This window comes from Helicobacter pylori NCTC 11637 = CCUG 17874 = ATCC 43504 = JCM 12093 (assembly GCF_900478295.1).
Lineage (GTDB): Bacteria > Campylobacterota > Campylobacteria > Campylobacterales > Helicobacteraceae > Helicobacter > Helicobacter pylori.
This window is the reverse complement of record NZ_LS483488.1, coordinates 304,277-315,336: the sequence shown is the minus strand read 5'-3', so window position 1 is coordinate 315,336 and position 11,060 is coordinate 304,277. Positions and strand designations below refer to the sequence as shown.

The window sequence follows — 11,060 nt, the reverse complement described above, 5'->3', positions numbered from 1 at the left end:
GCTAAACTCTAAAATTAGGGTTTGACTTAAAAATGATTTATTTAGGAGATAAATGATGTTTTCTTCAATGTTTGCTTCGTTGGGGACTCGTATTATGCTAGTCGTGTTAGCCGCTCTTTTGGGTTTAGGGGGGCTTTTTATTGGTTTTGTAAAGGTTATGCAAAAAGATGTGTTAGCGCAACTCATGGAGCATTTAGAAACCGGGCAATACAAAAAGCGTGAAAAAACGCTCGCTTACATGACAAAAATTATTGAACAGGGCATTCATGAGTATTACAAAAATTTTGACAATGCTACTGCAAGAAAAATGGCGCTAGATTATTTCAAACGCATTAACGACGATAAGGGCATGATTTATATGGTGGTGGTGGATAAAAACGGGGTGGTATTGTTTGATCCGGTCAATCCCAAAACCGTAGGCCAATCAGGGCTTGACGCTCAGAGCGTTGATGGGGTGTATTACGTTAGGGGGTATTTGGAAGCGGCTAAAAAAGGGGGAGGCTACACTTATTATAAGATGCCTAAATACGATGGAGGCGTGCCGGAGAAAAAATTCGCCTACTCGCATTATGACGAGGTGTCTCAAATGGTGATCGCAACGACTTCCTATTACACTGACATTAACACAGAAAATAAAGCGATCAAAGAAGGCGTAAATAAGGTCTTTAATGAAAACACCACAAGACTATTCCTTTGGATACTGACAGCGACGATAGCGTTAGTGGTTTTGACGCTCATATACGCTAAATTAAGGATCGTGAAACGCATTGATGAACTGGTCCTTAAAATCAACGCTTTTAGCCATGGGGATAAGGATTTGAGGGCCAAAATTGATGTGGGTGATCGCAACGATGAAATCTCGCAAGTGGGCCGTGGGATCAATTTGTTTGTGGAAAACGCTCGCTTGATTATGGAAGAGATTAAAGGGATTTCCACTTCCAATAAAACTTCAATGGATAAATTAGTCCAAATCGCGCAAGAAACCCAAAAGAGCATGAAAAATTCATCAACCACCCTAAATTCCGTAAAAAATAAAGCCACGGATGTAGCGAGCATGATGAATGCTTCCATAGAGCAGTCTCAAGGGTTAAGGAAGCGTTTGATTGAAACGCAAGGGCTTGTCAAAGAAAGCAAGGATGCGATCGGGGATTTATTTTCTCAAATCACAGAAGGCGCGCACACTGAAGAGGAGCTCTCTAGCAAAGTGGAGCAACTAAGCCGTAACGCTGATGATGTCAAATCCATTCTGGATATTATCAATGATATTGCCGATCAAACCAATCTTTTAGCCCTAAACGCTGCTATTGAAGCCGCAAGGGCTGGCGAGCATGGCAGAGGCTTTGCGGTGGTGGCTGATGAAGTCAGGAATTTAGCCGGGCGCACTCAAAAATCTTTAGCTGAAATCAATTCCACTATCATGGTGATTGTCCAAGAAATCAATGCCGTGAGTTCGCAAATGAATCTCAATTCGCAAAAAATGGAGCGTTTGAGCGATATGAGTAAAAGCGTGCAAGAAACTTACGAAAAAATGAGTTCTAATTTAAGCTCAGTCGTGCAAGATAGCAATCAAACCATGGACGATTACGCCAAATCCGGACACCAAATTGAAGCTATGGTAAGCGATTTTGCAGAAGTGGAAAAAGTGGCTTCTAAGACTTTAGCCGATTCTTCAGATATCTTAAACATCGCTACGCATGTGAGTGGAACGACCATGAATTTAGACAAACAAGTGAATTTGTTTAAAACTTAATCAGGGGGGAGTTTATCAACAAAGGGTTGGATTGTTAAAAATTTCTGTGATCACGGCGTGTTTTAATAGCGAAAAAACCATTGAAGACACCATTCTTTCCGTGCTTCATCAAACTTATAAAAACATTGAATACATCATTATAGACGGATCTAGCACGGATAGCACTTTAGAAATCATTCAAAAATATAGAGATAGAATCGCTTGCGTAATGAGTGAAAAAGATAAGGGCATTTATGACGCCATGAATAAAGGCATACAGCGTTCTAGTGGGGATATTATCGCTTTATTGAATAGCGATGATTTTTACAAAGATGAGTTTGTGGTAGAAAAAGTGGTGCATGAGTTTGAAAACAAAAATTGCGATAGCGTGTATGCGGATCTGGTGTTTGTCAAACCTGATTGTTTAGAAAAAGTGGTGCGCTATTATGAAAGCGGGGAGTTTAGCCCTAAAACCTTGCTTTATGGCGTAGTGCCAGCGCACCCTACGCTTTTTGTCAAAAAAGCCATTTATGAACGCTACGGGCTTTACAAAACCGATTATAAGATTTCAGCGGATTTTGAGATGATCATCCGCTTGTTTGTGGTGCAAAAAATAAGCTTTTCTTATTTGAAAGAAGTGTTAGTCATCATGCGCACCGGTGGGGTTAGTGCGAGCGGGTTTAAAAGCCTTTTATTAAGGAATAAAGAAAATTTGAGAGCATGCCAAGAAAACGGCATTCAAGCGAATGTTTTTTCCATGCTTTTAAAATACCCCAGAAAGATCATGGGCTTATTTAAAAGGGGATCTAAAGGGGGATTAGAACGAAACGATTAAAGAAAGATTAGCGTTAAATCGTGGTTTGAATCTTTCTTGATGGCTGTTGTAGGTGTAAAAAACGTTCCTCACTAAGGGCATTTCAATCCCTAATTGCAAAGACAAATAGCCGATAAAATCCACGATAAAACCAAAACGCAAAGGGGCTTGGAAAAAGGTTTTCTTGGTTCTTGGGATAATCGTTGTGATAGCACCTGGTTTAATCGTATCCACTAACAACACCCCTTGTTCTAAAGCGATCCCTAAATAACTCCTAAAACGATAAATATTTTTATCTACAAAAATCCAAGAAAAATCTAACGCGCCCCCATAATTTTGCACCATTAAGGTTTGAGGCTGGGAGAGCGAAACGGAATGGAAATAGTTATAGACGCTAAAGATTCTAAAACCGACTTTAGGGTGGTTTCTTAAAAAATGCTCTAAGCCCGTAGCGGTGTTAAACCCTATGCTATTCGCCGTAAGAGTCAAGGTTTGGTTAGAAGTTGAAAAAGTGGCCTGCGAATAGTTGTATCCAAAAATAAAGAAAAATTTAAGGCTTTTTTCTAAAGCCCTTTTTAAGATTTGCTGGTTTTTGTCTAGGATTTTCTGTTTTTCATTGTTTTTTTCAAGGGTTAGGGGTTTGGGTTTTTCGTCTTCATTCTTGTTTTTAAAATTTTCCAAGAATTGAGACCAAGTGATTTCTTTAGCTTCTAAAAAGAGTGGATTCAACGACAAAAAGAGATAAACACTAAATAGAGTTTTCAAATACAGCCTTAAACTTTTTGTGGCTATTGTGCCTAATTATCTTAAATTAACTTTAAATTACTTGTATGTTTTTACTATAACCCCCACTCACACGCAACGCTATATTTTAAAGTTTAGTTTAGAGCAAATAAAACACCTTTTCTTCTTGAAAAATGCTTTTAATTTCTACAAAAAGGGTTTTTTCTGTGCGTTCTTCTAGCACGATAATAGGATTAATACTCTCGCTCCCGCTCACTAACGCCCTTAAAGACAACTCTTCTTCATAATTTAAGGGGTTAAGGTTTAACTCTTTTAAATTTTCGTAGTTTTTTGCCATAAGCGTATTAAGGCCTTCTAAAGTTAAAAACAAGGTTTCATCTCTTTGGCTATAACCTACTAACGCGCTTAAACGCTGAGAAAAAACCCACCTTAAATCGTTAATCCTAACTTTAGCCTTACTCTTAGAACGCGCTAGAATGCAGCAATTCAAGGGGTTTGAATTTTTAGAAAGCCACACGCCTCCATTCAATAAGCGGTAAGTTGCGATCGTTTTTTGGGCTAAAAAAGGCTTATTGCCATTCTTTTTAGCCGCTTCCAATCCTCTAAAAACTTGCGTTCTTTCTTCAACGCTTGCGGGTAAAATCTGGCGTTTTAAAGGCGAGTAAAGCTCAAAGGGGCTTCTGTTTTGGGATTCTTTTTGGATTTTTAAAGCGAATTGACAGCCGCAATAATTTTGCCGATAAAGCTCGTTTTCTCTCGCCAAAGCTTGCAAGTTTAAATCCAACTCGCTCTTAAAATGTTCAAAATTATCGTTTCTAAATACAACAAATTCCAAATTGTGCCTTTGCGCGATGTGTTGTCCCTTAGCGATGAGCTGGTTAGGGTCTTTTTTAGGGCTTGTGAGTAAGGTGGTGGTGAATTTTTCTTCCCCTAATTCAAAGGCTTTCAGAGCGCTCGCTTCTAAGCGTAAATCAAAGCACTCAAAACAGCGTTCGCTTTTTTCCCCTAACAATTCCTTACCCTTAGCTCTATCTAAAAATTTTTCTAATTCATAATCGCCTTCAAGCAATTCAATTCCTAGCATCTCGCAAGTGCGTTTCACGTCTTCTAAACGCAACAAGTATTCGCTATAAGGGTGGATATTGGGGTTATAAAAAAACCCTACAATTTTTTCACCCGCAAAAGCCTCTTTAGCCTTTTTTAAAAAATAGAGGTTATCCACTGAGCAACAAATATGAATGAGCATTAAAACTGCTTTTTATTCACATCTTCTAAAATATCGTTAGAGACTTTGTCAATTTCTTGACTGATTTCTAAAGAATCGCTAGCGATTTTTAGATTGCCCTCAGTAACCGATCTTAAAGCTTCAATAGAAGCGTTGATTTCTTCCACTTCTTTAACCTGGTTTTTAATGCTTTCGCTCGTGTCTGAAATGCTTTGAACTAAAATATTAATATTGGCTTCAATCTCGCTGAGCGATTTTTGCGTCCTTTCAGCGAGCTTCCTCACCTCATCAGCCACCACCGCAAAGCCTCTGCCATGCTCGCCGGCCCTTGCGGCTTCAATAGCGGCGTTTAGGGCTAAAAGATTGGTTTGATCAGCGATGTCTCTAATGATTTCTACAATGCTTTTAATGTCTTGCCCTTGTTCAATCATGGCTTCACTTTGAGAGCTCACGCCTTGAATGGAAGTGGTGATATTTTCTATCGTTTTAGAAGTTTCCATCAAGCTTTTGTGTTGGGAGTTTGAAGCCTTTTCTAAATTTTGCACGCATTCTTTTAAATTCGCGCTATCGTTGGCTAAATCTTTGGCAAAATTAGACGAAGTTTCTAGCATTTTTTGGATTTCTTGCCCTAAAGCGTTAGTAACCAATTCCACCCTACCCGAAGCGTTTTGGATCCGGCCTCTAAAATCCAATCCAGAATAGCTTTCAAAGATTTTGAAAATGCTTGGCATGTGCGTCCCTACGCTTTCTTGCAAATAATCCATGATCCCATTTAGCGCATCTCTCAATTCTTTCAAATCAGGGCTTGCAGGTTCAGCTGCAATGCGCACCGCAAAATTCCCCGCTTTCACGTCTGAAACCACTTTAATGGTGTCTTGGACGGCTTGCCTGTCTTCTTGCATGATTTTTTGGGTTTGCAAGATATTTTTATTGATCGCTGTTTGCATGCGCCCTAATTCGTCATTGGATTTCGCTTCAATCAATTTAATACCGCTAGAATTGGCTTGATTGTTCAATAATTTAAAGAAATGAGACAAGGTGCTAGAAACGGCTTCCAAACGATTGCTCACGATCGCTCGCATGAGTAAAGTGATCGCTATGATTAAGGCTAACACCATGATAGCGCTCGCTATGATCACCACAAAACGCACCGATCCTACTTGCTCATAGACCTTGTCTTTTTCAATGATTAAAGCGATCATCCAATTAAGATTGTCTTTACTTTCTGTTTTGCCTAGCATTTTAAAGGTTTCAACGGCTAAAAAATTTTCCTTGTGGCTAAAGGGATCCAGGTATTCTAAAGTCGCTTTAGAGCCGTTTTCTAAAATAGTCAGCACTTCGTTGGTGGCTTTAGGCACACTCTTATAAATTTCTGCGATAGGTTTGTCTTGCAAACTCTTATTCGCGCTCAAAAGCACTTTACCTTTAACGCCAATTAAAAAGAGATCGCTCCTGTTTTTAGTGATTTCATTACTGAAGCTGTCAATGGAAATAAAAACCATCAAAGCCCCTACGACCTCTTGAGCGTTTTCATTCAATAAAGGTAAAAGAATATCAACCCCATAAACTTCCGCCCCATTAGGCATTTTCCTATAATAAGGCAGGCTTTTAGAAATTTCTTTATTTTTCATCGCTTTTTGCGCTAAAGGGCTATTCTCTAATGACGGATTTTCCATTAGCTTAATCGTATTGTTATCTCGTGAAGCACCCAAACGCTAAAGCGATTGGGCTTCCTCGGCTGATGTTGCCCATAGGGAAAGTTTGGTTCTCACTTTGTGTCCCTAATCATAGGGATTTTACAGAGTTTGATCTCCAACGCATTCCCTACAGGTCTCACACATCATATCTCCAAAGGCGTAACTTTGCGTACTTCCTACGCTAGATACAAATGTATGGAGATATTATACTACAAATTAGCAGCATTCATCCCAAACACTAAAGATGTTTGGGATTTCTGCTTGGGTGGTTTAAAAAACATGCTCACCCCAGCGACATGCGAATTGGCTAAAATGAAGTTTTTTAACAAGTGGATTTTGATTTCTTTTTTGGTGTCTTTAGGGAGCATTTCTTTGACAATGCCCATGCTCGTATAGGTGTTTTCTAAAACCCCTTGCACTTCCTTAACCTTAAAATGCAAACTATCTTGCATAGAATGCAGAGCGCTTTCTTTTAAAATCTCTTTCACCCTGCTGTTTAAGGATACCCCTAAAATGCTCACGCACACGATCACAATCAACGCCACGCACAATATGATTTTATTACCGATACTCAAACCTTTAGACAAAACACAACCTTAACTATGATGAAATTTTTTGCCCATTTGCGGCAAAATTTTAAACCGCATTATAGTATTATAAGCATAAATCCAAAATTAAACCGGATTAAAAAGGCGATCAATCGTTCTCATTAAAAAACCATTTAAGGTTGCATTCGCTCTTTTAGGGTATGCTACGACTTGAAATTATCCAAATATAAAAAGGAATCATTATGCCTTTTGTCTCCACGCGTTCTTTGAAAGAAAAAAAGATTGATTTTATTGAAGCAATATTAAACCCCAACGCCCCCAAAGGCGGGCTTTACACTTTAGAGCGTTTTGAAACATTACAATGGCAAGATTGTTTGAATCTGAGCTATAACGAGCTAGTGGAATGCGTGTTTGAGCGGTTGGGTTTAGAGATCCCTAAGGGCTTATTAACAAGCGCTTTAAAACGCTATGAAAATTTTGATAACCCTAAAAATCCAGCCCCTATTTTTGCACTCAATGAAAGGCTTTTTGTCCAAGAGCTCTACCATGGGCCTAGTTTGGCGTTTAAAGACATGGCACTGCAGCCTTTAGCGAGCTTGTTTTCTAACCTAGCGGTAGGAAAAAATGAAAAGTATTTAATGCTCGTTTCTACGAGCGGCGATACCGGCCCTGCGACTTTAGAAAGTTTAGCGGGCATGCCTAATGTTTTTGTGGTGTGTTTATACCCCAAAGACGGCACAAGCTTAGTGCAAAAACTCCAAATGGTAACCCAAAGCGCTAGCAATTTAAAGGTGTTTGGGGTGAGTGGGGATTTTGATGATGCGCAAAACGCGCTCAAAAACCTTTTAAAAGACGATGATTTTAACGAGGCTTTAAAGATGCGCCAATTGAAATTAAGCGTGGCTAATTCCGTGAATTTTGGGCGCATCGCTTTTCAAATCGTCTATCATATTTGGGGCTTTTTGGAATTGTATAAAAAAGGCGCGATCAATTCTAAAGAAAAAATCACCCTAGCCATACCTAGCGGTAATTTTGGGAACGCTTTAGGGGCGTTTTATGCTCAAAAAATGGGCTTGAATATTGATAAAATCAAGGTCGTAACCAACAGCAATGATGTTTTAAGGGAGTTTATAGAAACAGGGCGTTACGATTTAACCCACCGCTCTTTAAAGCAAACTTACTCGCCGGCTATGGATATTTTAAAAAGCTCTAATGTGGAAAGGGTGCTTTTTAGCCTTTTTGGGTTTGAACGCACGCTAGAATTGATGCAAGCTTTAGAAGAAGAGAAATTTTATGCGTTAAAGCCTAAAGAATTAGCCCTTTTACAGGAGCATTTTTCTTGCGCGAGCTGCTCAGATGAAGCTTGTTTGAAAACAATTCAAGAAGTTTATGCAGAGCACCAATACCTGATTGACCCCCACACCGCCACCGCTTTAAACGCCAGCTTGAAAACCAACGAAAAAACCCTTGTTTCTGCCACCGCCTCTTATGAAAAATTCCCTAAAACCACCCTTTTAGCCCTAAACGAGCAAAAGAAAAACGATAACGATAAAGCCGCCCTAGAAACGCTTAAAAACAGCTACAATACCCCAGATAGCCAACGCCTTGATGATTTGTTTGAAAGAGGGATCAAGCACCAAGAAGTTTTAAAACTCAATGAGATCAAATCTTCTATTCTTTTGTGGCTAGAAAGCCTACATTAAATCTTTTTTAAGCCCTTATTCCTAATAAAATCTTAATTTTAAGTCAAACTACACTATAATAAGGAAATTCTAAACGAAAATTAAACTGAATGAAAGGAGTTTGAATGAAAAAAATCGTTTTAGTAGCGATAGCCTTACTGATAAGTGGTTGTGCGAGCTATAAGATCACGCCTGAACATGTTACTTCCTATAATAATGGGATTCAAGTGATGACCTCCACGCAAGCCAAGTCTAAAGTCCAGTTAGAAATCGCTCAAAGCAAATTGAAAGGTTTGAATGAATCCCCCTTAGTGCTGTATGTAGCGGCGCAAGTTATAGAGGGAAATCCTGTGGTGTTTAGCCGTAAAGCCATTTCGGTGTCTATCAACCAAACGAATTTACCGGTCTTAAGCCTGAGACAAGTGATGAAATCCAGTTTTGATTTTGAGGGTATTTTACAAAGTTTTAATATTGCCGTGCCGACCACCCCTATTGATAATGTCAATATGATCACCCCGCCTATGTTTTATTACGGGCAAGGGGGATTTTTAGCTTATAACGGCATGATGTATGGGGGAATGGGCATGTATGGGCCAGGCTTTGGCATGATGATGATGGATGATGTAGAAGAGCAAGAAGTCATGCAAGAAAGCCGCCAAGCTTTAAAAATCCTAGCGATCAATTACCTTAAAAACAACACCCTTAATGTTGAAAACAAGGCTAAGGGAGGGTTTGTGGTGGTGGATACCAAAAACCTTAAAACCCCGGGTGTGGTGGTGGTTAAAGTCTTTTTAGAAGATGAAATCCACACCTTTAAAATTGATATTTCTAAGATGTAATCATCCCCCTTTAATAAAAGCCTTTGGGCCAATCCACCTAAAGGTTTTTTCTTAATTGGGTTAAAAACGATTAAACCTTACCCATTTTTTTAGATTTTATTTGATGGTGAAAGGGGAAAAAGCCCAACAATTAAAACCCCCCCCCTTTTTTTTGCGTTTATTTTTGAGAAGCTAAAAAATCCTGGATATTTTCTTTGGTTTTTTCTACTAAGGTTTTCAAGCTGTCGCTATACGCCCATGCGATATGGGGAGTTAAAAGCAATTTATTTTGGATCTTTGGGTTCAAAAACGCATGATCTTTTTCAAAAGGCTCTTTCACAAACACATCGCTCGCGTAATATAAATCTTTGGTTTCTAAAATTTCAGCCAAATCCTTTTCATTCACAATGCCCCCACGCCCCACATTGATTAAAATCGCCCCATCTTTTAAGCTTTGCAATTCTTTCAGAGCGATTAAATCGCGCGTGCTTTCATTTAAGGGGGCATGGATGCTGATAATATCGCTTGTTGCGAGCAGATTTTTTAAACTCAAGCGCTCATACTCTTCTTTTTTATCGTTAGGGGAATAATACACCACCTTTGCCCCGAAAGCTTGAGCGAGTTTGGCGACTCTTTTACCGATTGTGCCTAAACCAATAACCCCCCATTGACTCCCTTTAATAAGCCCCATTTTAATATCGCTAATGTGCGTAAAAATATCGCTTTGACTGTATTCCCCGCTTTTGCAATAATGATCGTAATCATTGATTCTCCCCAACAAAGACAACGCGCACGCTAAAGTGTGCTGGGCTACGGATTCTGTAGAATAAGCGCTCACATTTTTGACTTCTATGCCTAAAGCTTTCGCACTTTTTATATCCACATTATCCGTGCCTGTAGCGGTGATGCAAATGAGTTTGAGTTTAGGCAATTGGCTTAAAACCTCTTGGGTGATCACGACTTTATTCAATACCATTATTTCAGCTTCAATTGATCGTTCAACGATTTGACTGGGCGAAGTGATCTCATAAAAATCAAAATCCGCCACTTCTTTTAAAACTTCTAGCGCTTTTAACCCCACGCTTTTAGCGTCTAAGACCACGCCTTTTTTGAATGTTTTCATCTCTTTACTCCTAGATTTAATTTTAAAGTTATATAATTAAACCACAAAATCCTTTTTTAAAAGAAACTAAGCATGCCAAAACCCAAGAAAAACACCCTCCCTTGTAGCCTTTCTGTCAAAATGTCTTATTTCATGCGTTTTCTCATTAAATGGCGCACCCGCTCTTTAAGCCATAAAATGATGACTCTCATTCAAATCTTAAGCATTCTAGCCTTAGCGAGCAAGGCCAGTGAAGATTTAGAAGAGCAACTCAAAAAAATCAAAGATTACATTTATAGGACCCTAAACGCTAAAATCGCATCGGATGTGTATAACCGGGTGCTTATTTTAGTGAATGAATATTGCGCTAATGAAGAATTGTTTGATAAAGAGAGCGTTAAAATTTCAGATTTACTCATTCAAGACATTCAGCTTTACGCTTTAGTCGATGAAATGCTTAAAGAAGATAAATACCAAGTCCAGCACACCATTTTAAAGGGCATCATCAAGCGCAAATACGATGAAGCCTACTCGCTCAATAGCGAAGATAAGATTCTTTTAGAATACCAAGAACGCTTGCTAGAACCCTCATACGCGTCTTTTTCAAATAAAAAATTCAAATGATTTGAAAGCGTTACTTACCCCACTTTTTAGGTTTTTATTGAAAAAGAGCTTTAAAATAAGCTAAAATGAGCGTTTTA

8 protein-coding genes and 1 pseudogene are annotated in these 11,060 nt (G+C 38.9%); 5 read left to right on the top strand and 4 right to left on the bottom strand.

Going from position 1 to position 11,060, the window contains the following annotated elements:
- The first annotated feature begins 52 nt into the window (after positions 1-52).
- Both tlpB and DQL14_RS01560 read left to right on the top strand, forming a co-directional pair.
- Positions 53-1,750: a methyl-accepting chemotaxis protein TlpB gene (gene tlpB / locus DQL14_RS01565; RefSeq protein ID WP_108169606.1), complete on the top strand. Its 1,698-nt coding sequence runs from the start codon at positions 53-55 to the stop codon at positions 1,748-1,750.
- Between the two features lie 31 nt (positions 1,751-1,781).
- A complete protein-coding gene (locus tag DQL14_RS01560; RefSeq protein ID WP_108169605.1) occupies positions 1,782-2,564 on the top strand; it encodes a glycosyltransferase family 2 protein in 783 nt (260 codons plus the stop codon).
- Here the strand turns inward: DQL14_RS01560 and DQL14_RS01555 are convergent.
- The 3 genes and pseudogenes from DQL14_RS01555 to DQL14_RS01540 all read right to left on the bottom strand — a co-directional run bounded on the left by DQL14_RS01555 (position 2,547) and on the right by DQL14_RS01540 (position 6,796).
- Positions 2,547-3,308, bottom strand: a complete 762-nt coding sequence (locus DQL14_RS01555) for an outer membrane beta-barrel protein (RefSeq protein ID WP_108169604.1) — start codon at positions 3,306-3,308, stop codon at positions 2,547-2,549. The genes DQL14_RS01560 and DQL14_RS01555 overlap by 18 nt on opposite strands.
- 118 nt (positions 3,309-3,426) lie before the next feature.
- Entirely contained in the window at positions 3,427-4,533 is a 1,107-nt protein-coding gene (locus DQL14_RS01545; RefSeq protein ID WP_108169602.1) for an epoxyqueuosine reductase QueH, read from the bottom strand.
- Positions 4,533-6,796: pseudogene (locus DQL14_RS01540) on the bottom strand (methyl-accepting chemotaxis protein). The gene DQL14_RS01545 and the pseudogene DQL14_RS01540 overlap by 1 nt, the downstream one beginning before the upstream one ends.
- A gap of 203 nt (positions 6,797-6,999) precedes the next feature.
- Here DQL14_RS01540 and thrC point away from each other — a divergent pair.
- Together thrC and DQL14_RS01525 are read left to right on the top strand one after the other, a co-directional pair.
- Positions 7,000-8,460 (top strand): threonine synthase, encoded by a 1,461-nt coding sequence (gene thrC, locus DQL14_RS01530; RefSeq protein ID WP_108169601.1) that lies wholly within the window; start codon positions 7,000-7,002, stop codon positions 8,458-8,460.
- A 104-nt stretch (positions 8,461-8,564) separates the two neighbouring features.
- Positions 8,565-9,278, top strand: coding sequence for a hypothetical protein (locus DQL14_RS01525; RefSeq protein WP_108169600.1), 714 nt, complete (start codon positions 8,565-8,567; stop codon positions 9,276-9,278).
- A gap of 157 nt (positions 9,279-9,435) precedes the next feature.
- On the opposite strand, the gene DQL14_RS01520 is transcribed toward DQL14_RS01525, so the two are convergent.
- A complete protein-coding gene (locus tag DQL14_RS01520; RefSeq protein ID WP_108169599.1) occupies positions 9,436-10,380 on the bottom strand; it encodes a D-2-hydroxyacid dehydrogenase in 945 nt (314 codons plus the stop codon).
- Positions 10,381-10,452: 72 nt separating this feature from the next.
- Here DQL14_RS01520 and DQL14_RS01515 point away from each other — a divergent pair, with 72 nt between their 5' ends.
- Entirely contained in the window at positions 10,453-10,983 is a 531-nt protein-coding gene (locus tag DQL14_RS01515; protein WP_001922709.1) for a hypothetical protein, read from the top strand.
- Positions 10,984-11,060 lie beyond the last annotated feature (77 nt).

Bases quoted from the DNA above. Each gene is read 5' to 3' on its own strand.
- thrC (WP_108169601.1), top strand. From the start codon at position 7,000: ATGCCTTTTGTCTCCACGCGTTCTTTGAAAGAAAAAAAGATTGATTTT.
- DQL14_RS01525 (WP_108169600.1), top strand. From the start codon at position 8,565: ATGAAAAAAATCGTTTTAGTAGCGATAGCCTTACTGATAAGTGGTTGT.
- DQL14_RS01545 (WP_108169602.1), bottom strand. From the start codon at position 4,533: ATGCTCATTCATATTTGTTGCTCAGTGGATAACCTCTATTTTTTAAAA.
- DQL14_RS01515 (WP_001922709.1), top strand. From the start codon at position 10,453: ATGCCAAAACCCAAGAAAAACACCCTCCCTTGTAGCCTTTCTGTCAAA.
- tlpB (WP_108169606.1), top strand. From the start codon at position 53: ATGATGTTTTCTTCAATGTTTGCTTCGTTGGGGACTCGTATTATGCTA.
- DQL14_RS01520 (WP_108169599.1), bottom strand. From the start codon at position 10,380: ATGAAAACATTCAAAAAAGGCGTGGTCTTAGACGCTAAAAGCGTGGGG.